This window comes from Paraferrimonas sedimenticola, from assembly GCF_002282855.1.
Classification (GTDB): domain Bacteria; phylum Pseudomonadota; class Gammaproteobacteria; order Enterobacterales; family Shewanellaceae; genus Paraferrimonas; species Paraferrimonas sedimenticola.
In genome coordinates this window covers 557579-579111 of record NZ_NRIR01000001.1, presented here as the reverse complement: position 1 = coordinate 579111, position 21533 = coordinate 557579, and the positions used below count along the sequence as shown (strand labels likewise).

General features: G+C 48.7%; 23 protein-coding genes and 1 tRNA gene. 9 read left to right on the top strand and 15 right to left on the bottom strand.

Annotation, left to right across the window (positions count from 1 at the left end; all coding sequences use genetic code 11):
* Positions 1-3 precede the first annotated feature (3 nt).
* The 15 genes from CLC93_RS17575 to CLC93_RS02375 are packed head-to-tail and all read right to left on the bottom strand — an operon-like array spanning position 4 to position 12970.
* Positions 4-462 (bottom strand): hotdog family protein, encoded by a 459-nt coding sequence (locus CLC93_RS17575; RefSeq protein WP_141237332.1) that lies wholly within the window; start codon positions 460-462, stop codon positions 4-6.
* A complete protein-coding gene (locus tag CLC93_RS02440) occupies positions 446-1639 on the bottom strand; it encodes a beta-ketoacyl-ACP synthase (protein ID WP_095504342.1) in 1194 nt (397 codons plus the stop codon). The genes CLC93_RS17575 and CLC93_RS02440 overlap by 17 nt, the downstream gene beginning before the upstream one ends.
* The gene (locus CLC93_RS02435; protein WP_095504341.1) at positions 1636-2202 is read right to left on the bottom strand and encodes a DUF3261 domain-containing protein; all 567 of its coding nucleotides are present in this window, start codon (positions 2200-2202) and stop codon (positions 1636-1638) included. Before CLC93_RS02435 ends, CLC93_RS02440 begins: the two co-directional genes overlap by 4 nt.
* Complete coding sequence (locus tag CLC93_RS02430; RefSeq protein WP_169902767.1) at positions 2187-4454, bottom strand: MMPL family transporter; 2268 nt, start codon at positions 4452-4454, stop codon at positions 2187-2189. Before CLC93_RS02430 ends, CLC93_RS02435 begins: the two co-directional genes overlap by 16 nt.
* A 37-nt stretch (positions 4455-4491) precedes the next feature.
* Complete coding sequence (locus CLC93_RS02425) at positions 4492-5106, bottom strand: LolA family protein (protein ID WP_095504339.1); 615 nt, start codon at positions 5104-5106, stop codon at positions 4492-4494.
* Positions 5103-5519, bottom strand: coding sequence for an acyl-CoA thioesterase (locus CLC93_RS02420; protein ID WP_095504338.1), 417 nt, complete (start codon positions 5517-5519; stop codon positions 5103-5105). The genes CLC93_RS02425 and CLC93_RS02420 overlap by 4 nt, the downstream gene beginning before the upstream one ends.
* Positions 5519-7060 carry an HAL/PAL/TAL family ammonia-lyase gene (locus CLC93_RS02415; RefSeq protein WP_211286783.1) on the bottom strand — a complete coding sequence of 514 codons (1542 nt, stop codon included), beginning with the start codon at positions 7058-7060 and terminating at the stop codon, positions 5519-5521. The genes CLC93_RS02420 and CLC93_RS02415 overlap by 1 nt, the downstream gene beginning before the upstream one ends.
* Complete coding sequence (locus CLC93_RS02410; protein WP_095504336.1) at positions 7050-8714, bottom strand: glycosyltransferase family 2 protein; 1665 nt, start codon at positions 8712-8714, stop codon at positions 7050-7052. Before CLC93_RS02410 ends, CLC93_RS02415 begins: the two co-directional genes overlap by 11 nt.
* On the bottom strand, positions 8711-9088 hold the full coding sequence (locus tag CLC93_RS02405; protein ID WP_095504335.1) for an ApeI family dehydratase: 378 nt from the start codon (positions 9086-9088) through the stop codon (positions 8711-8713). Before CLC93_RS02405 ends, CLC93_RS02410 begins: the two co-directional genes overlap by 4 nt.
* Positions 9085-10425, bottom strand: a complete 1341-nt coding sequence (locus CLC93_RS02400; protein WP_095504334.1) for an AMP-binding protein — start codon at positions 10423-10425, stop codon at positions 9085-9087. Before CLC93_RS02400 ends, CLC93_RS02405 begins: the two co-directional genes overlap by 4 nt.
* The gene (locus CLC93_RS02395; protein WP_095504333.1) at positions 10422-10970 is read right to left on the bottom strand and encodes a COG4648 family protein; all 549 of its coding nucleotides are present in this window, start codon (positions 10968-10970) and stop codon (positions 10422-10424) included. Before CLC93_RS02395 ends, CLC93_RS02400 begins: the two co-directional genes overlap by 4 nt.
* Positions 10967-11215: an acyl carrier protein gene (locus CLC93_RS02390; RefSeq protein WP_211286781.1), complete on the bottom strand. Its 249-nt coding sequence runs from the start codon at positions 11213-11215 to the stop codon at positions 10967-10969. Before CLC93_RS02390 ends, CLC93_RS02395 begins: the two co-directional genes overlap by 4 nt.
* A 15-nt stretch (positions 11216-11230) precedes the next feature.
* On the bottom strand, positions 11231-11491 hold the full coding sequence (locus tag CLC93_RS02385; RefSeq protein WP_245837051.1) for a phosphopantetheine-binding protein: 261 nt from the start codon (positions 11489-11491) through the stop codon (positions 11231-11233).
* Complete coding sequence (locus CLC93_RS02380) at positions 11466-12281, bottom strand: lysophospholipid acyltransferase family protein (RefSeq protein WP_095504330.1); 816 nt, start codon at positions 12279-12281, stop codon at positions 11466-11468. The genes CLC93_RS02385 and CLC93_RS02380 overlap by 26 nt, the downstream gene beginning before the upstream one ends.
* Positions 12266-12970 (bottom strand): beta-ketoacyl synthase chain length factor, encoded by a 705-nt coding sequence (locus CLC93_RS02375; RefSeq protein ID WP_095504329.1) that lies wholly within the window; start codon positions 12968-12970, stop codon positions 12266-12268. The genes CLC93_RS02380 and CLC93_RS02375 overlap by 16 nt, the downstream gene beginning before the upstream one ends.
* 483 nt (positions 12971-13453) lie before the next feature.
* Here CLC93_RS02375 and CLC93_RS02370 point away from each other — a divergent pair, with 483 nt between their 5' ends.
* The 9 genes from CLC93_RS02370 (at position 13454) to nusA (ending at position 21528) form a co-directional block, all read left to right on the top strand.
* Positions 13454-14518, top strand: a complete 1065-nt coding sequence (locus CLC93_RS02370; RefSeq protein WP_095504534.1) for a class I SAM-dependent methyltransferase — start codon at positions 13454-13456, stop codon at positions 14516-14518.
* A complete protein-coding gene (locus CLC93_RS02365) occupies positions 14475-15041 on the top strand; it encodes a 4'-phosphopantetheinyl transferase superfamily protein (RefSeq protein ID WP_141237331.1) in 567 nt (188 codons plus the stop codon). Before CLC93_RS02370 ends, CLC93_RS02365 begins: the two co-directional genes overlap by 44 nt.
* Before the next feature lie 15 nt (positions 15042-15056).
* On the top strand, positions 15057-15605 hold the full coding sequence (locus CLC93_RS02360) for an acyloxyacyl hydrolase (protein ID WP_095504327.1): 549 nt from the start codon (positions 15057-15059) through the stop codon (positions 15603-15605).
* 171 nt (positions 15606-15776) lie between these two features.
* On the top strand, positions 15777-16181 hold the full coding sequence (locus CLC93_RS02355) for a hypothetical protein (protein ID WP_095504326.1): 405 nt from the start codon (positions 15777-15779) through the stop codon (positions 16179-16181).
* 264 nt (positions 16182-16445) lie between these two features.
* The gene (locus CLC93_RS02350) at positions 16446-17822 is read left to right on the top strand and encodes a DUF1800 domain-containing protein (protein WP_245837049.1); all 1377 of its coding nucleotides are present in this window, start codon (positions 16446-16448) and stop codon (positions 17820-17822) included.
* Positions 17823-17824: 2 nt separating this feature from the next.
* Entirely contained in the window at positions 17825-19006 is a 1182-nt protein-coding gene (locus CLC93_RS02345) for a DUF1501 domain-containing protein (RefSeq protein WP_095504325.1), read from the top strand.
* A 147-nt stretch (positions 19007-19153) separates the two neighbouring features.
* Positions 19154-19230 (top strand) — tRNA-Met (locus CLC93_RS02340).
* 316 nt (positions 19231-19546) lie between these two features.
* Positions 19547-20002 (top strand): ribosome maturation factor RimP, encoded by a 456-nt coding sequence (gene rimP, locus CLC93_RS02335; protein ID WP_095504324.1) that lies wholly within the window; start codon positions 19547-19549, stop codon positions 20000-20002.
* Positions 20003-20028: 26 nt separating this feature from the next.
* Entirely contained in the window at positions 20029-21528 is a 1500-nt protein-coding gene (gene nusA / locus CLC93_RS02330; protein WP_095504323.1) for a transcription termination factor NusA, read from the top strand.
* Positions 21529-21533: the final 5 nt, after the last annotated feature.

Below are 21533 nucleotides of genomic sequence, written 5' to 3'. Positions count from 1 at the left end.
GCTTCATTTTTTTGTTGTAAGTTCTAGTAGCTGCTCATTAGTTGGCACGTATGTATTGATTTGGCAACTGGCGAGCTGTTGCCCATTGAGCTCGATTCGACACTGGTATACACCCATGGCACCGTCGCGAATTAACTCTTCCGCGAAAATGTTTAGCTTGGTGCCAGCTGAAAAGCTTTGCCCATTGCTTTGGTATCGCCTTCCACCAAGTAGTAAGCCAATCGGAATTGGCTTTTTGGCGCGCCAGTATTCTACACCAGCTAATGCGGCAATACATTGCGCCATGTACTCAATCCCTATGTGGCAGGGAACCGCCGCTAAATCGGGCAGGAAAAAAGTACTTTGGGGACTAATATCGACTTCGCAGCAAATTGATTTTTCCTGTGCCCAAATTACTCGATTTAGCAATAGCATAGGCCCTCGATGGGGTACCAGTTCGACAATATCAGGTAGTTGGCTCATCGACTGCTCCTCGTCCAAAGACCAAACACACATTATTGCCACCAAATGCAAAAGAGTTTGACACTGCGACACTGCTCTTTAGGGCAACATTTTCAGTCGGCAGGTATATATTGGCTATGTCTTCGCCAGTTTGGCGAGGTTGTGGCAATTGGGCTGGTGCCTGATGGGTGTCTATACTCCAGCAACAGAATGCTGCCTCTATTGCTGCTGCGGCACCTAAGCAATGGCCCGTAAGTGCTTTGGTTGAACTCACTGGGATCTGGTTTCCAAACACCTCAGCGATGGCTTTGGACTCCATTGCATCGTTGAGAGGTGTGGAAGTACCATGAGCATTGATGTAGCCGACATCTCTCGCAGCAAGACCTGCGTTTTCAAGAGCGTCTTCCATCGCGGCTTTTGCACCTGAGCCACAGGGCATTGGTGCCGACATGTGGTGACCCTCAGCGGACTCTCCGTAACCGAGTAAGCGCCACGGACCGAGTTGTTTGCTAAGAACAAATAGGCCAGCAGCTTCTCCGATATTAATTCCATTGCGGTCTTTATCAAAAGGACGGCTCTGGTTTTCAGACACTTGCTCTAACGCGTCAAAGCCATTCAAGGTCAAGTCGCATAAGCTATCAACCCCACCACAGATAACGACGTCGACGGCATCTGCGTGGAGTAGCGCAGCTGCGCTAATAAAGGTACGGCCTGCCGATGAACAAGCGGTGGAGACGCTATAGGCCGGTCCTTTGGCGTCGCATAGTCGCGCGACAAAGTTTGCGGTGTCGCCAATAGTCAAATGGTCGAGGCGAAACCCATCTTCGAAGCAACCGTTTTGGACTCTTTGGCGCATAGACGCTTCTGTCGATTCGATACCAGAAGTACTAGTACCAATCACAACCCCGATTCGCAGATCCGTTTTGGCGCGTCTGAGCTTTTCAAGTTGCGGTTCAATTTGACGGAAGGCCAACTCAGCTAACCGGTTGTTTCGGTTGTCAAAGTCCTTTAGCTCAGAAGAGACTGGTGGCAACTCTCCGGGGATTTTAGCGATTGTGGCACGTCGACCTGAATACAGCGCCTGCTCTCGCTTTATTAAACCTGGCGAGACTCCTCGAAGTAAGTTTTGCTTTATTTGTTGTTGATCTTGGCCAAGGGCACAAACCGTGCCTATGGCCTGGATGTATATTGGAGTCATTGGCTTTCATCCCAATATATAGTGGTTAGTTTGAGGCGGTTTTGGTTAGCGTGATCGTCAATTTCGATATAGCCTTGAGGCGCTTGATAATCATTCCATCGTACGCTTAGCTTTGCTTCACCAGAGACGCTAAGCACCTCTCTCTGACTATTACTCTGTTGTAGCAGTAATCCCTGCTGGGAAAGGTATTCGGACAGGGCTGCTTGAGGCCAGATTGCAAGAAAGAAGGCGTCAAGAACACTCTGCTGATTGTCGAATTCTTCTGTGCTCAGGTGGTTTGTTTGAGTCAAACGAGAGCCGTCCCAATTCAAGGTAAATAGAGGAATACCCATGCCCGACAATGCCACAAGCTCCACTGAATCGGATGAGATATCCACAGCGACCAAAATCTGTTGAGTTTGCTGCTGATAAGTGACCTGCAGTACTTGTTGAGCTTGGACTTTATTTCCATAACTCGCAGGTGATGGCCAGGCTGGCTGAGGGGACAGAGCTTGCGGCGTTTGACAACCTAGCGCGAAAACAGTCCAAACGATTAGCAGTACCAGTTTTATGATGCGGGACATTGAATTACCTTACGAAAGTGCTTCCTGCCTGCTATCGCAGGCGCCAGTAGCCAAGATGCCAAAATTCCCACTGAAATCGTCATTCCAAAACTCGATACTGCAAAGTTGCTGGAGAGCCCCATCAGTCCGAAGGACAGCAAGGTGGTAATACCCGCCAGAAGTACCGCCATGGTTGAGTGCACCTGGTCGCCATGGAATCGTAAAAAGAGGCTGTAATCTAGGCTGATGCCTAGGATTAATAACAAGGCTACCACGTTGAATAGGTTGGCGCTGATGCCTAACAAACCAGGCACGGCCAATGCCAACAAGCAGGCGAACAGCGGTGGAGTTACGACTGCAAAAGCATCTTTGATAGTTAACTTGATAGTCAACAACCCGAACACTAAAGCACACGCAATTGCCACCAGTAAGAGTACTTGGTAGCGGTAGTGATGCATTAATGCGCTGACTTCTTGTGCACGAGCAACGAACAAAACTTGTACACCTGGGATATCAGTTTTCAAACCGTTTATTGTCGAGTCAGGATGCAAACCCTGCAGAGTGATGATGGAGTAGTGGGTTCCTTGCTCTAACTGACCGGCTAGATACGGCAACCCAGCTGCGGCTTGCTCGACCTGTTGCCATGTGACGGCCTGAAACTCCGGTAGCTGAACGATTCTATCAAGCCCTAAGCTAGCTTGAATATCAGCGCTCTGTTTTTCTATGAGCTGTTCACTTAGCAGATAGTTTTGCTGCTGTAAGGCGGTGCTTGGAACGAATTGGTGAACAGAGTTAAAGCCACTAATGGTGCCTTTTTTGATAAAGTCTTGCAGTTGGTTTTCGAGTTCTTGCTCCGCTTGGCGCAGATCTTCTTGTGTACTGCCAAGCAGGACTAGCCACTGCTGGCTTTGGTCGAATCCGGTTAGTGCAGTGACGGCTTGCTCATGCTTGATGAGCCTTTCGGAGGCTGACTGCAAATGGCGTACATCGTCGTTGAACTCAAGTCGCTGCAATCCAAAAGCGCTAACTATCAGCAATAGGCCTATTAGCCCAACATTGAAGCGGCTACTCCCGTAGCGTTCAACAATCTCGTGAATGGCTCGAGCGAAGTTAATAGGGTTGTGTTGCGCTGGCGATTGGGTTAATTGAGGATAAATCAATAACACAGCTAGTAGTGCCGCACTAAGGCCAACGCTTGAAAACAGTGCCAGTTGAATTAAAGCTGGAAACCCTGTGAGGCCAAGACCAGAGTACGCTAAACAGGACGAAACTAAGCCGAGCAGTAGAACAGGTTTTAGCTTTTGAATGGCAGAGTGAGGGCGCCAGGCGTTGATTGTGCACGCGCGCAGACTCAAATAATGAAAAGCGTAGTCTACGGATACGCCGATCAAACTCGCTCCTAGAACCAGAGTGAAACTGTGTACCGAACCAAAGACCACGACAGTGGCAAACAAAGCACTAAGCACACCGGTTCCTACCGAGAATAAACAAAGCGCTAGCGGTCGAACGCTGCGAAATACCGACAAAATCAGAATAACGACTGCTGCAAGCGAGCCGCCACCGATGATACTTATCTCGCTTTGGGCTGCGGCTGCCGCCTCTTCTACAAAAAAACCAACGCCTTGATAGTAAATATCAACGCCAGTCTCTCGTTGGAGGCGAGAAGCCTCACTCATCAAGTGTTGAATTTTCTCATGAGTTTCAAATTGATACGGGCTAGCGGCTAACTCGCCCTGAATAAAGAACTGAAAGCGTCCGTTCTGATTGGACAATAGCTGACCTTGCACCAAGCTAAAGCGGTTTTTTTCAGCTCCCTGATTGGAGAAGTTTCTGAATAATAACCAAGGGTCTTGGCTGAGCTCGTTGGCGGTCACTCCGCTAAAGGGCGAGTAGATGCTTTGTAATGCACGTTGAGTAACCTGCTGGTGCTGCTCAGCTTCAAGCCATTGTCGCGCGCTTGAGTCAAGCAGCTGATAACGAGCCGGAAACAGCAACTCAAACATTTGCATTTGTTGGCGTTGCGAGTCTATACGGGTGACAAATTCCCAGTTATCTAAATAGGCTTGCCATTGAACTGCTGCGGCTTTTGCTTGTTGTTCATCATCTGATTCTATGATGAATAACAAACGCCGTTCCATCTTTCTGGCGGCGTCTTCGACGGCTAGCTGAGCCAAGGGCGAGCGTTCACTATCCGGCAATAACGCCATAAAGTCAGTATCGATTACGCTCGCATGCCGCCCCATAGTGAGCATGCCGACAAGCATAGTCGCCATAGCAACTAGCCAAACTATAAAGCGTAAGCGTTTGTTATTAGAGGCTGGCATCGGTCAATATGGCTGGAACATTGGTGACGGGCTGAATGTCATGCAATTCAATTTCTGTGAAATCACCACTGACTTCGTGAAGAGCGATTGAAGTAAGCTGACTCAGGTGTCCCTCGATAGAGATTTCTCTGAAAATCTTGCTCAGCAACGCTTGTTCTGATTTTGGTGTGAGGCTTAGCTTCCAATGTTCTTGTTGTGACTCTAAGGCAATATGGAATCCTTGCTCTAATGTCTCTAGATCACCGCTAAAAATGGCTAACAACAAGCTGGTTAAGTTAGAGGGCAGGTTAGTATTGGTCGAACGTGAAACAGAACTACCTTGGCTAAACTGTTGTATCGATTCTTCTTTTAATAAGGTATCTAGCTGAAATGGCAGTAGCTGTTGCCACAATATCGCAACAGAGGGCACCACGTAAAAGCGCCCTTGAGATTGCAACGGTCGCGCCAGAATTGATAAGTGCTTTTGCTGCTGGAAGCTACCTTCAATTTGCTGGGTATGAGACATCCAACCCTGCACATCGCTCAGCGTTATTTCGGCAGTTTTGGTGTGCCCGATGAAACTAAGGCAGCTGAGAGTAGCAATCAACAGCAGCTTTTTCATAAGGAAACCTTAGCATTGACTCTGTTTATCAAGCACTGGGGTGAAGCGTATCGCATTTGTCCATCCGCTATTCCAACCGCACAATGGGTGGTATGGGCTTTAACGCAGGTCGTTCCATCGCGACTGTTGATGATTCGATAGCTGATTTTGAGACGGTTTTCCCATTCGTCCAATTTGGCATGAATGATTAGTTCGTCCTCGAATCGAGCGGAGCTAATGTACTTCATTCGAGTGTCTACGACAGGAAACATAAAGCCTTCCTGCTTCATCGTCATGTAGCCAAAATCAATAGTATCTAGCAAAGCCGTTCGACCTTCTTCTAGATACCTGAAGTAGTTACCGTGCCACACCACATTCATGGGATCGCAGTCTTGAAAGGGCACGACAACCCTTGCTTGCGCAGTGATTTCCATCAATATAAAGTCCAATGTCCGTTTGATAGCGCTTCTAAGCCCTTCCTAAGCTCCATTTCAAGTGGACGGTCCTGTTCGAGGAAAGGGCTAATTTCTCGAGTTTCAGAAATCGTATTAGTAATTGATTCCGTTAAGCTTTCTGGGTGAATTTCTCCCGAACTCTGACGTAATTCTATCGCTTGTGTTGCCGCAAACAAACAGGCGATTGCCACTTGGTCGGTGAGCTCAATCGTTCGACGGCAATCTCGGGCGCTGATGGTGCCCATACTCACTTTGTCTTGATTATGGCTCTCTGTCGAGCGACTAAATACCGACGCTGGCATAGTGTTCTTAAGCGCTTCAGCGGTCCAAGCCGAAACACCAATCTGCAAGGCTTTGAAACCGTGATTGATACAACTTACTTCGCCGCTAGCCCCGCTTAAGTTATATGGCAATCCGTTGTTAAACTTGTAATCACACAGCTGAGCCAACTGTCTATCAAGGAGGTCGGCGACGTTGGCCACCGCTGTTTTTAGTGCATCCATCACCATCGCGATGTGACCGCCGTAGAAGTGTCCTCCATGCAATACGCGCTCGTTTTCTCCATCGATAATCGGATTGTCATTGGCTGAGTTGAGTTCTATCTCAATAACTGAGCGAGCCCAGTTCAGAGTATCTTGCAATACACCAATCACATGAGGAGCGCAGCGAAGGGAATATCTATCCTGAAGACGATCAGAGTTTCTCGGAGCGGACTCGCCATTGAGATCCTCTCGTACCCGTTGCGCGCACAAAACCTGACCAGGATGAGGTTTTACCGCGTGTAGGGCCGAGTCGAAGTGAAACGCATTTCCTTTCATGCCTAGGCAAACCATAGAGGTGATCCGGGTTGCTAGCTGACAAAGGCGTTCTGCTCGCTGCCAATTTAAACAGGCGATGGCGGTCATCACAGCAGTACCATTCATCAATGCCAACCCTTCTTTCGGGCGCAATTGAATTGGCACCATATTGGCTTGAGCCAAGGCTTGATTGGCTGGCATTACTTCACCTTTGACTGATACTTGGCGCTCGCCAATTAAAGTCGCAGCGATATACGACAGTGGTGTTAAGTCGCCGGAAGCGCCCACTGAACCTTCTTCAGGGATCTGTGGAAGAATGTCTTTGTCCAGAATTCCAACTAGCTGATGAAGCAAGTCACCGCTTACGCCGGATACACCGCGGCACAGTGAAGCTAGCCGAGTGGCGATGATGGCACGGGTTTCGCGCTCTGAAAAATACTGGCCTAGACCGCATCCGTGAAAGCGGGTCAACTGTCGTGGCAATTGCTCCACCAACTGTTTGTCCACAGATACTGTGACGCTATCTCCATAGCCAGTAGTGACACCGTAAATGACTCCCTCGTTGGCAAGTAAGCTGTCTAAAAAAGCGGTGCCTTTTTCAATCTTGTCTACAAATTCAGGTGCTTTTGACAATTTAGGTTTAGCCTGCTGATCGGCAAGCTCACAGATTAGCTCTATTGTTAGTTGTTGTTCGCCAAACCAAACTGTGCTGTTATTTTTCATTGTTAATCTTCCAAAAATCGAAAAAATTGAACCACTGCAATGGATATCTCGTTGCAAAGTGTTCCAATCGGCTAGCATACCGGCTGACCATCCCTTCAAGTACTTTTTGACGGTCTTTGCGAGGCAGGCAAGGGTGCTCTTCAAACGGTTCTACAAAAACTTCGTATCGTCCCTTATTGGAAAAGCCAAACATTAAATAGACTGGGTGCTTTAACAACGCAGAAAGTACAAACGGCCCTTGAGGAAAAGGCGCTGGTTTTCCTAAAAAATCCTGCCAAACGACGCGATTGTGTTGGGTAATAGATGTCCTGTCGCCAACAATAACCACCCATTCTCCCCGTTCGAGTTTTTGTTGCAATAGAATCGCAATTTCGGGTCCTAATTCGGTGACTTGTATCAAGTTGAGCGAACTATTGGGATTTACTTGACGCATGACTGAGTTGAAATTTTCAGCGTGCTTGGTAAACACCAGAGCATTGATCACTCGATCGGTATATTGCTCACTCATGGCTCGACATAGCTCGAGATTTCCTAGATGACTCCCAATAATAACTCTACCTTTGTCGGCATCTTTGTCGATGCAGGCTTGAGTTTGTTCCATAAAATGCAATTGTTCATATCCGATATCGCCATGCCAGCCAGCCAATTTGTCCAGCATATTTTGGCCAAAACTGTAGAAGTGAGGGTAGCTAGAGCTTGGCACACAAGACGTCATCTTTTGCGCGGAGAGGTGCTGTTGCAATTGAGCGAGATATTGCCGAGATGCCTGTCGTGCTTTCCTGTCAGCTAAAAAATAGAAGGCGATAACAGGATGCAAAAGCATGGAAAATGCTTTGCGACCGAAGGTCCGGTAGCTCCAAAGTAAAAGCTTAATTCCTATGACACTGCCTCGTTCCTTTTCTTCGGCCCAGTGGGCAGTGGAGGAGCGCTTTATATTACGAAGCAATAACTTTGGAGCACGAGGGAGCATATTGGCTATCAAACGAGTATGAAGCCAAGAGATGCGCACATTATCGCGCAAACCTTGAAAGTGACTGATACCATCTTCTGGGTAGTGAACGGGCGTAGGCACTTGGTGTACGTTTAGCCCCTTCCAGTACAGGCGCACCAGTATCTCGATGTCGAAGTCCATTCGCTCACCGAGTTTAACTTGGTTGACCAGCTCGCACGTTGCGGCAAGCGGATAAACTCTAAATCCGCACATGGAGTCTTGGATTTGCAACGATAAGGTTTCAAGCCACACAGAAACGTGGGTAGCGTAGCGGCCATATAAACGCCCTTTGGGGACATCATCTCCATAGATTGGGCGTCCGGATATCACGTCATTGGGGTAGCGGCGGGCCATCGCTATTAGTTCATCGAGCTTGCCAAGGTCGTGTTGACCATCAGCATCCACTTGAACCGCATGGCTATAGCCTTGCTTGACCAAGTGTCTTAGTCCAGCGATAACAGCTCCACCTTTGCCGCGATTGGTTGGCAACTCGACTAAATCGACCCCATCGGTTTGAGCCAATTGTCGTAGTACCTCTCCGGTACTAGCTTTACTGCCGTCGTTGACAAGCAGAACGTCTAGACCGCGCTGGGTCAATTGAGCTGTGACAGTACCTACCGTTTTTCCGTGATTGTAGCAAGGGATTAGTGCTGCAATTTTCATGGATTTGGCCCCATCAACTTGAGCTTGCCGCTGGCATGTACTCCAACATCGGATAGGTATTTAAAGGTCAATTTACCCACCTTGGGTAACCACTGCAGCGTTAGTGTTACCCGAGCGTCAGGTAGAATTGGTTGTTGGTACTTAATGACATCGGCCCCGCCGAATTGCATCTCGCTTTGACTAAGTTTGTTGAAGTAATACAAAGCCCAGTCAAGTTGAACGACGCCCGGCAATATAGGGTTGGAGTCAAAGTGCCCCTCGAAATAGACGATTTTCGCTGGCACGTACAATTGTACGGTTATGACGTCGTCGTTAATTTCCGAGTCGATAAGCTGGGGGTACTTGTCGTTATCGATTTCGTTTCGAAGGGTCATTGAAGTAACTCCTCCAACTGCAAAAAGCAGCGTTTGGATTGTTGGTTCTTTGGAATATCGGTACAAACTACATAGCGTCTCGGAATCGCCACAGGCTCTATGTAGGGGCGTAAATGCTTGCGCAAATTACGCCAAAGCCAAGATTTTCCTTGGTGTTCGAACGCTTGCTGGGCATTTTGAGTGAGTACAATGGCCGCGGCTGTTCGTTGGGTTTGACTCGATGGAGCGACAATTACCGCAGCATCGGCAACCAGTTCACTGGTCAACAGTACTCGCTCAAGCTCGTCGAGCGACACACGTTTTTCTGCGATTTTTACAATTCGGTCGGCTCGGCCCTGTAAGGTAAAGGTTCCATCTGAGTGCAGGGCTACCTTGTCCTTTGTAGCGAATTGTCCCTCGTGGATAAACGGCGACTGTACTACTAAGTGATTTTGGATTTGATCAAGTCGAACTTGCTCAAAGGGACGCCAACGAGATTCCATGTCGTGCTGCTGACGCCATGCGATGCCGCCGGTTTCTGTACTTCCGTATATTTCTGTTGGGGCTTCGCCATACAGTGAGGCTGAGTGCTGTGCACCTTGGAACGTCAGTGGACCGCCCGAGCTAAATACCATCTGATTAGCTTTTTTCAAAGATGGCATCTGTTGCATTTGCTCAATGAACACTGGACTGGATACAAATACTGGCTTGAGCGCTTGTTTGTTTTGTAATGACTGCTCGGTTTGAATAAGGTCGCAGCAGAATATGGCTCCGCGATGCAATGGCCAAACGATCCTAAATAGGAAACCGTAAATGTGATTGTGAGACACCGAGCTAATAACAGGGCGTTTTCCCACTAAGTAGCCAAATTGACTTTGTAAACAATCAGCTTCGAGTTCTAGCTGTTTTAGGCTTTTGCGGATTTGCTGGGGGCGTCCAGAACTTCCGGAAGTGTACAAGTCGATGAGAGCGCTATCGCTTTTGATAGGGCGAAACTGGTCAGTTGATACTTCCGTTCGGCCACTATCTTGAACCAGCTCTACATGCTCACTCAGCTCTTCGCGGTCGCTGACCACAGACCATTGGGCCAGGTATTGTGTAACTTGACCAGCTTGAAGATTACCGGGGATGATCACTTTTCGTCCCAGTTGGTGGCATGCGAGGGTAGCTACCAGCAAATGCCAAGGATGATCGCACACCAGGCAATGACTATCGGTTTCGAGATTGCTGAGGCGGACTATTAGTGCGTGACAATGACGTTGCAGATCGCCGATTGTGAGTTGAGTCCCGTTGCTAATGGCAATGGTCTGCTGTTGATGTGGTGACAACAGTAGCTGGTGTAGGAATGAACTACTCATGCTCGTAGCACCAACTTGCGGTAACAGAACTCACCCCCCAGTAAAGCGCCGATCAAACAGTAGCTAATGGCACCATTGTACAGGGCCCAAGTGGCCAATGATTGCTGCGTAGTGATAGCAGCTATGGTTCCATTGATTGCAAAGAAAAACGTCCATCCGGCAGTCAGGCGCCGAGTGTAGAGCTGCGCCTGAATCGGTAAATCTGGATCTTTAATACGAGCGATTTCGGTGATAACAGGGGCGCCATTGCGCAAACTCATGGCAAACCAGAACAACAGGCACAGATTGACCGCCACCGGGTAATAGAGGAGCCAATCATGTTGTTGAAAGTAGGCGCTTGAAACTCCTAATATCAGCCCAATTACAGCGGTGGGTAAGGCAATTTTAGCCACCGCTGGATTGGTCTTTGCTAGGATAGCTCTCAACCCAAATGCTATCAGTATTACGGCTAGCACTGAGTTAGAAAACTGATATTGGACACCAAGGTAGACGAATGCTGGATAGGCCAATAGCAAAAGACCAACAATCGCTTGGACTAACTTCATACAGCAACTTCTAGCTCAGCCACCGCGTTTACAATGTCTTCCACAGTTTTTACCGACTTGAATGTCTCTGCCTCAAATGTTGCTCCTGTCTTATTTCGCAGAAATACAACAAGATCAACGGCATCAATGCTGTCTAAATCTAAATCTTCATTTAGTAACGATTCTGGCTGGACGTCGTCAGGTTCTAGTTCAAACAACTCCACCATAGCGTTTTTGATTAGGTCATACTCTGATTGATAGGACATAGTGTTCATCCCTTTTTATAGTTGTGTTGAGACGTAGTTTGCCAAGCTTTTTACATTGATAAAGTGCTCGCGAACCCCCGGATCATCTCCGTTGATCACTACGTTGAATTGTTTTTTGATGGCCAACCCTAACTCTAGAGCGTCAATTGAATCCAGATTCAAGCCTTCGCCATCGCCAAATAAGGGCTCATTTGAGTCGATTTCTTCAAGGCTGATGTCTTCTAAATTAAGACTCTCAATAATTAGTTGTTTAACTTGTTGTTCTAGGTTTTGCACAAAAGAATTCCTTGATTTCGATGTTCTTAGATATTGTTGGCTGCAGCGCCACGTCAAAGTAACGCGTTAACTTTCTCGCTGCAGTCGAAGGGGCTGGAGATGTTCGTAGCAACTCTGTGGTTTCCTGAGGCAGACCGACGTTAATATCGAACTGCATTGGTGACTTAGGCATCTGGTACCAACGGCTACCTTTGTACAGGGCCAAAGGATGACAGCCAATAGTCACCGGCTGTACTTGTGCCTGGCAGCGCACAGCAAGTTGGGCCGCGCCGCGTTTACATTGTACTGGCTGTCCAGGAAGGGTGCGCGTTCCTTCAGGAAAGACTAATAGCTTACGTCCCTGAGCTAGCTTATTTTGGCATTCTTCAATGAGGGACTCTGATTGATTTGGAATGTAGCCTGCCATGCTGACCACATGCCGCATGAAGGGGTTTTTCCATAGCTCGGCTTTTACAATACAGTCGCATTGACGCATATAACCAATCAAAATCACCACGTCGATTAGGGTTGGATGGTTGGCGACAACGATACAAGCCTGAGAATTCTGTAGTCGGTTCAGGTTACTGATATTGAGGTCTAATATTCTTAGAGCACGCATCATTTCAGTGAAAAAGCGAAAACAGCGACTAATGCTGGTTTGGCATGCAAGCTCCCGTTGAGACTTGTCTTGATAAACAATACGAATCAAGGGAAACCACAAATAGGACAGCAGTAGCCCTCCAATACCAAATAAGGTAAAGGATATTGCTGAACTGATTATTCTGAAAAAGCGGTTTACTTCGCCGAACATTTTGGCTTCCAACTCCAACGACTGCTGCTTAATTGAATTTGTGCTTGCTGCTGGTTGAAAGAGGCTTGCTGCAAGGCTTCAATCCATGTGTAATTTTTTGATGTGGGCTCTTTACCATCTAACGGTGGAAATTCTGCGGTTACAGTCCAGTCGTCTCCTTTGGAGATATACATCATTAGCAAACTAGCCGAGGCGCTTTCGCTATCGTACTCAGAAAACGTATCCGGCAGGCATTCGTCTGCTGCAATTAGAAGCACTGACTGCTCTGGATTCTGCTGAAACCGACACATACTTTCAATCAGGGAGCTTTCCACTGTATTTTCGCCAGCTGACAAAGTGCTAAACGGTATTCCTTGCTTTGTCGCGATGGTAAGTAAACCAGGTGCGGTACTTGCAACTGATTGAGCAAAGGCAGTTGGCGATAGCTCTTCTTGGTGTACTAGTGCGCTAAGTAAGGCTTGTGTCCGTTGGATTTCTCCATAACGAGTAGCAAAAACTAAATGGCCAACATCCAATTGCTTGAGCAACGACAGTCCGCTTTCCACCACCAACTTGCTAAGTTGGCTTGCGCGACGTTTTATACCTGACGGAATTTTGAGATCTGAGCCAATAGCCGGAGTGTTCGAAAGTATCGGTTTGACTTGAGCTCCTTTTAGTGCCCATGCCTGTAAGCAACAGTTGATACGCATTATATTTATTAAAGCCTGCTAAACTGGAATTATGTTACCACCCGGAAAAGCCAAAGAATGCAATGCTCATCAAGGATTTTAAATTTTTTTAGTTTTATTCTTAGCGGGTCTTCGCTCGTGGAATCCCCACTAAAAGCATCTCAAGTTCGCAGCGAGACGATGTTGGGCAAGCGTTAGGACTTTTTGAAGCACTGCTACGATGAGGCAGGAATGGCATCATCGTTTGCGGTCAAAATTACGATTGATGAACTGAATTGCAAATCAGTTCCATCCGTCCTTGGCGAGGTTAAAACTACTGGTCCAGCTGTGACCGAAAACACAGCAGGCAAAGTTACATCATTAATAATTTTGACTCAACCCAAACAACCGATAAGAATGGCAGCCCTTTTTTGAAGGTTCGCAATTCGATTCGACTAACTGGTGGCTAAACAGTGTTCTAGTTTTGAGTCTGACAACGAAAAAAATAAACAAGAAATCAATGAAATGAAGTTCTACAAAAATGACAGCCAAACAGCGGTGGCTGCAAAGGAATCCGCTCAACGCCTAGCATTTGCACCATTTGCCTTTCACACAGCCCGAACCTTAAGAGACCTTGGTATTCTAAAAGCGCTTCAAGATTTTGACGAAGCCGGTGCGGATTCGGCGTCGTTGGCGCAAATTACGGGGGTCTCTGAGTACGGCGTAGGCGTGCTTTTGGATATGGGGCTGTCTGCTGGGCTAGTGACTTGGGAAGAAAAGCGATACCGCTTGACCAAGTTAGGCTATTACGTTGATTTTGATGCCATGACTATCGCCAACATGAATTTCGTAGCCGACGTATGCTATCAGGGCTTGTCTGAACTAACAGAGTCCATTCGAGAGTCGAAACCGGCGGGCTTAAAGCACTTAGGAGATTGGGCAACGGTGTATGAGGGGCTGTCTCAGCTTCAACCAGAGGCAAAGCGGAGCTGGTTTGAGTTTGACCACTATTATTCTGACCGCAGTTTCCCTGTTCTGCTTGAAACCGTGTTCTCACAAAAAACTGAGACACTTTGTGACATTGGAGCCAACACTGGTAAGTGGACCTTGCAATGCTGTAAGCACAATTCCGATGTTGAGGTGACTATGGTTGATCTACCTCAGCAGCTGAAAGTTGCGCTAGAAAATACCTCAAAGGCGGGATTTCAGTCTCGGGTACAGGCAAAGGCCTGTGATCTGCTAGAGTCAAGCAACCGACTGCCCAAAGGCCTTGATGTGTATTGGATGAGTCAATTCCTGGATTGTTTTTCTAAACAGGAAATCGTCAGCATTTTAAGTCGAGTGCGACAGGCCATGAGGCCCGATTCCCGAGTATTTATCTTGGAGCTTTTCCCAGATTGCCAGGAGTTTGAGTCTTCAAGCTACGCGATGAACGCGACAAGTTTGTACTTTACAACTATAGCCAATGGCAATAGCCGCTTCTACATGAGTCATGAGTTTCTCCCTTTAATCGAGGCTGCTGGCCTTAAGGTGAAAAAGCAAAGCCATGGAATTGGACTGGGTCACTCCTTGCTCGAGTGTGGAATTTGAAAAGCAAGTTAGGGTTTGGTTTTGCGTCGTTCGATTGCCGGAGGGCGAGCGAAGTAGGCGTCAGCAGATCGGCAACTTAGCTTTAGCTAATTTGATTGGGCGGCACTCAGGTAAGACTGTTACAGCCGCTCAGATCCACCGCAATTATGTAGGCGCTCCTTACTGTGAGCGCTCTTCTTTATATCTGAGTTTGAGCCACAGTAAGGGATTACTGGCTGCTGCGGTTAGCAGCCATCCCTGCGGAATTGATATCGAGTTTGTGAGTTCAAGGCGTAATTATCAGGCGATTTGGGAATACATACGAAACCCGCTTGAGCCTTTGCGGGCCAATACAGTAGACGAGTTTTATCGCTGGTGGACAGTGAAAGAGGCCACTTGGAAGTTAACCCAGTGTCAATCACCTTCCTCATTGTCGCAGCTCCAGGTGTGTGACCAAACTGAAGCAGCCTTGTCACCCATCGCCTATCGCTGTATTGATGATTTGAAGAATTATCCTGTCTGCATCGCCATTTTAAACGAGTAAAAGGAAATTACCGTTATGCCCAATGTGAGTCGAGCCTTGATTAAAGCTTGCGTTGTTGTGGGGCTGGGTCTCGGCTCCGTCAATGTTAGTGCGGTAGAAGTCATTGCTGCAGCGGGAGGTAGCGCTCAACCAGGAGCGAATCAACACAATCGATTGGCCTCTGTCGATGTCTTGGCATGGGATTGGCAACGCTCACAGGTGCAGCGGTTAAGTATTGGTGGAAGTATCACCCGCTTACAGACTGATTCAGGCCTCGAAGCAAAGCATATGACGGCGATAAGTCTGTTTCCAGAGCTAAAACTGTTTACCGAAGTTCTTGGAAAGCCCGCTTTCATGCAAGTCAGGGCTTTAGGCCCTACCTGGCTAAGCCAACCTCAGCTGGGAGAGCGTCATCAAGCCTATCGCTTTGCGTTTCAGGCACAATTGGGATTCGGCGCTTACTTTGGCGAGCATAATCGCGGAATAGTCCAAGTATTTTATCGGCATTACAGCAATGCTAATTTACGTCAACCAAATGACGGTATTGATGTGTTGTTAAACCTAGGATTAGGTTATCGATTCTGACGAGTTTGGGGCGCGCTTTGGCGTTGATGTTCTGCTAGAATAGCGCCGGAAACCAAGCGAGCGGCTCAAAGCCATTCAAGACAGTGAACCTTGTTCAACCACTAGCTTTCTTTGAGAGTGGATGTGTCGAGTATGGAGTGTCCGAGCTGAAGAGTTTATTTAAGGAAGAAAATGAAGAATATAGTAATTGGTCTTTTATTCGCGGCCACTATTTTGCTGGCTCCACAAACTCAAGCTGCAACCGCAGATCCACTGACCAATCAATCCATCCCGAAACAAGTGGACAGTGATGAGCTGTTGACTTTGTTCAAGGCGGCTGGACTGAGGCGAGGCTGGATGGTTGAGCCTAATGGCGACGGTAGTTTTACTGCAGAAATATGGGTTCGTAGTCGTCACTTTGTTGCAGTGGATATTGTGGTTCGAGATGGCGTTTACGACATCTTGTACAAGGATAGCGAGAACATGAACTACAACCCAGACAATCAAAAAATTCATCGAAAATACAATGGTTGGGTAAGAAACTTGAATAAGGATATTCAGTCGGAGTTTGTTCGCCTCACCAAGCCTACAAAATAATCAAGGATTTTGGACCTTCTAGCCCTTTGATAAGAAATATAAGTTAGAACTAAGCACCAAAGGACTGTTGAAGGTGTTTTGGACGCCAAATGAACAAGGGTTCAGCGCGCTGGAAGCGACCTTTATCGGTCGCTTTTTTTGTGCCTTAGAATCCACCTCCCCTGTAAAAAAACGTAAATTGATTAGCGAGTTCTAACCAAATGGTTTTTTCTTAAGGATAAGAGTTTCCGCAAACACGTCGCGGGCACATCATAAGGAACCAGTATGCAGCCATCAGGGACATCCAGTTTTGCCATGAGCTTAGCCAGTATCGCGGTCAACCGCTTTGGCTACGGTGCGCGTGAGGGCGAGCTTGCTGCTGCCGCCAAGGACCCCAAAGCTTGGGTGATTGGCCAACTTAAGCCGGTGCGATTTGATAGCTCACTGCCAACCTCAGCTCAGGTGTTGTCAGACTTTAAAGCCTTTAATCAGGCCAGAAAGGCCAAGAAAACCGCCGAAGCTAAAGGTGAAAAGAGTTCGGCTAACCGCATGGCAACCGACACCACGGCCCCTCGTCATCACTACAAGGCCATGACCCTAGATAACCTCAATCGCTCGGTAAAATCAGACCAGAGCGTAAGTTGGCGCTTACTCGATTTCTTTTCCAATCACTTTAGTGTCAGTGGGCAGGGCCGTGCCATGGTGGGATTAGCCCCAACGCTAGAGCGTGAAGCCATTGCACCGCATATGCTAAGCGAGTTTGAAAATTTGCTGTTAGCGGTATCTCGCCACCCAGCGATGTTGGTGTATCTCAATAACGAACGCTCAATTGGACCTAACTCGCGCATCGGCAATCGTCGCAAAGTCGGCATTAACGAAAACCTGGCCCGCGAGATTTTAGAGCTGCATACGCTAGGTGTGGACGGTGGCTACAGTCAACAAGATGTCACCGAGTTGGCCAAAGGCATTTCTGGCTGGAGTATTAAAAGTAAGCGCGATGACGGCGAGGGTTTTATTTATCGCGACACGGCTCATGAGCCGGGCAGCCGCATGCTTCTTGGCAAGCGCTATTCAGATAATGGTCAGCGCCAAGGCGAAAACATGCTGCTCGACTTAGCCCGCCATCCAAGTACAGCTAACTACCTTTGTCGCAAAATAGCCACTCACTTTATCGCAGAGCAACCACCGGCCGAGCTGGTGGAGCTCATGGTTAGCCGTTGGCGCCAGACCAACGGACACATTGGGGCTGTGATGCGCGCCATGGTGCAATCGGATTTGGCCTGGCAGCCAGCCCCGCAAAAGCTAAAAACGCCAAGAGAGATGCTGATCTCTAGTCTGCGAGTGATGAACCAGAACAAGGTCAATCCAAGATTAACCCTGGCTTCCTTGAAAAACCTCGGGCAAGTGCCTCATCAAGCGGGCTCGCCCGCTGGCTACAGCGACTCGGCCAAGGACTGGCTTGGCGCGAGTGCACTGATGACTCGCATCGATTGGGCCAACACCATGGGCTCAGTGTTTCGAGGCCAAGAGCCTAAGGCCATGATGAAGCAAGCGCTGGGGGATAGTGTCAGTGGTATGACCTACAAAACCGTCGCACGCGCCGAGTCGCGTCAACAAGCCATGACCTTGTTGCTAATGAGCCCTGAGTTTCAACGGAGATGAGCATGACTAAAGGTATTGAGTCAATTGAGGTGAACCCTCAGCGACGTCGCTTACTAAAAGGCGCAGCGCTGGGCATGGCCAGTTTAACTTTGCCGGCGATGCCGGTGTTTGCCAGCTCACCGTCATCGCCCAAGTTGGTGTGGGTGTTGTTGCGCGGCGCACTAGATTCGCTGCACACAGTGATCCCGAGTTTCGATAAGGACTACGCCAGCTTACGTCCAACCCTTGCCAAGGCCTTTGATGCCGCCCCCAAACCAATCGACCGCGGTTTCTTTTTGCACCCATCCTTGGCCAACCTGCACAAATGGTATCTACAGGGTGATTTACTGCCTGTGGTGGCAACAAATTCGGGCTATACCGAGCGCTCCCATTTTGACGGCCAAGATTACATCGAGAGTGGACTTGCGCAAACCAACCATGACTCGGGCTGGTTAGCGCGAGCGATTGAGGCCAAACAAGCGCAAGCGCTAGCGGTTGCTCGAGCCACGCCCATTAGCTTGCGCGGAGTGGAGCAGGCGGGTGCGAGCGTGAATACTTGGTACCCCTCAAATCTCAAAGACTCGGACGAAGACATTTATCTACAACTGCAAAATCTGTATCAAAACGACCCGCAATTATTGAGTGCACTAGAGGATGGTATGGCGCTAAAGATGCAGCTTGGCAAACAGCCCAAAACTCAAAAGAGCGGTCAGTTTGTTGAGTTGGCGAAAGCTTGTGGCCGCTTGTTGAGCTCTCAGCAGCAAGGCGATTGCGCCATGCTTGAGCTTGGTGGCTGGGATACTCACAACAATCAATCAGGGCGTTTAAATCGCCAACTGGCGACATTGGATAAAGGCTTACAGGCGTTGCGCGACTCGCTCGGCCAAGAGTGGGATAACACTGTGGTGATTGTGGCTACTGAGTTTGGCCGCACTGCAAAAGAAAATGGTACCAAGGGGACGGATCACGGCAGCGCCAGCGCCATGTTCCTCGCCGGTGGCGCAGTGGCGGGTGGCAAGGTGGCAGGTGAGTGGCCAGGCCTGGCGTCATCAAAGCTGTACAAAAATCGCGATTTGGCGCCAACCTCAAATATGTACGGCTGGATCGGTGCCGTGCTCAAGCAACACTGGCAGCTAAGCGACGTGCAAATTGCCAAGGTCTTTCCCCAGCAAGCAGCGTACCCGCAGCGGCTTATCCAAAGCTAGTTGTTATATAGGGCTAGGCTGTTGCTGGAAAAATAGTGGGTGATCCAAACTCGACCAGAGGCGAGTATCTAATTCACATCAGGTACCTTATTTGAGAGCAGGCATTGCATCTGAATAGGGAAATCAATATACTTGCCCCCAAGTTGACGCGGGATGGAGCAGCCTGGTAGCTCGTCGGGCTCATAACCCGAAGGTCGTCGGTTCAAATCCGGCTCCCGCAACCAACTCTTTTCTAGGAATTCCCCAGAAAATGCCTTTATCACCCAAGCCCAGCTTGCCGGTGCTAAAGAAGAGAAACTCATGGTGCTAGTACCAGCTGGCCTATCGACCAACCCATGAGATTCTAAACCGTTAAAAATGCTGCTATCGCGCGACTTTTGGCGGTTCTCGACTAAGCTTGGTGATTGACCAACGTCTTAGCCGATACAGGGTCTGTCTACTTAAAACCCCGTACTTAAGGTCACGGGGTTTTTTTGTTGTTGGGCATTCTCGTTAGTAATTTGTGGGCGTTTGCCCATTTTTAGTTTTTGGAGGGTTACCTTGGCTGCAATCGAGCAAAAGCTGACGGATATGTTAGCACCTATTGTGGAAGCCGAAGGGTTTGAACTAGTGGGCATCGAATTCATTCGTGCCGGCAAGCATTCGACCTTGCGTATATACATTGACCATGAAGATGGTATTACCGTGGATAACTGCGCCACAGTCAGTTATCAAGCAAGCTCGATTCTAGATGTCGAGGACCCAATCTCGACCGAGTACACCTTAGAGGTGTCCTCTCCTGGTGTTGACCGTCCGTTGTTTAACGCGGCGCAATACCAAAAAGCCATTGGCGAAGAAGTCAAAATGCAACTGAATATGCCAGTTGAAGGCCAGCGCAACATGCGCGGCGAGTTGACTGCAGTTGACGGCGAAATGATCACAATTCAGCTAGCGGATAAGAGCGCGACTGTCGCGCTAGATAACATTCGCAAAGCGAACATCATAGGCAAGATTTAACGTTCAGGGTGGAATGAGGCAAGACAATGAGTAAAGAGATTCTGTTAGTCGCCGAGGCGGTGTCCAACGAGAAAGCGGTACCGCGCGATAAAATCTTCGAAGCAATCGAAGTCGCCCTGGCAACCGCAACTAAGAAAAAGCGCGAAGGCGAGATTGAAGTTCGCGTTGATATCGACCGTAAAACCGGTGACTTCGACACTTACCGTCGTTGGGAAGTGGTTGAATACGTTGATGGCATGCTGGAAAACCCAGCAGCCCAAATCGGTCTAGAAGCCGCGCAATTGGACGACCCAGAAATTCAACTGGGCGAGTTCGTTGAAGAGCAAATCGAATCTATCGATTTTGACCGCGTAGCGGCGCAAACCGTTAAGCAAGTCATTATCCAGAAAGTTCGTGAAGCCGAGCGCGCTCAAGTGATTGAGCAGTTCGAAGACAAAGTGGGCGAGCTGCTAACCGGTGTGGTTAAGAAAGCCAACCGCGAAAACGTGATTGTTGACCTTGGTGGCAACGCTGACGCAGTTCTGTTCCGCGAAGAGCTGCTTCCACGTGAAAGCTTCCGTCCTGGTGACCGCGTTCGTGCCCTATTGTGGGATGCACGCCCGGAAGCCCGTGGTGCTCAGCTGTTCCTAAGCCGCTCACGTCCAGAAGTGCTAATTGAGCTATTCCGCATCGAAGTGCCAGAAATTGGCGAAGAGATGATTGAAATCATGGGCGCGGCTCGTGACCCAGGTTCACGCGCTAAGATTGCGGTTAAGTCTAACGACCGTCGCATCGACCCAGTGGGTGCTTGTGTTGGTATGCGTGGTGCACGTGTTCAAGCCGTTTCTGGCGAGCTTGGCGGTGAGCGCATCGATATCGTGCTGTGGGACGACAACGTCGCTCAGTTCGTTATCAACGCAATGGCTCCAGCGGACGTAGCGTCAATCATCGTTGACGAAGATCGCAACACCATGGACATCGCGGTAGAAGCCGACAACTTGGCGCAAGCCATTGGCCGTAACGGTCAAAACATCCGTCTGGCCTCACAGCTTACTGGCTGGGAGCTAAACGTGATGACAGTTGAAGAGATGACTGCCAAGCACCAGGAAGAAAGCGCCAAGCTAATCAGCGTGTTCACCGAAGGCTTGGAAATCGACGAAGACTTCGCTCAGCTACTGGTTGACGAAGGCTTCACCAGCTTGCAAGAAATTGCCTACGTACCAGTAAACGAACTACTGGAAATCGAAGAGCTGGACGAAGATATGGTTGAAGAGTTGCGCAGCCGTGCCAAAGACGCGCTGACCACTCAAGCCCTGAAGAGCGAAGAAGCGCTTGACGGTGCCGAGCCATCTGAAGAATTACAAAACCTTGAAGGCATGACCCCGCACTTGGCCTATGTACTGGCGAGCCGCGGCGTGGTGTCTTTGGAAGATTTAGCCGAACAGGGCGTTGACGACCTGTCGGACATTGACGAGTTATCAGACGAGCAAGCTGGTGAGCTGATTATGGCCGCCCGTAACATTTGCTGGTTCAGCGACGAAGCCTGATAAGA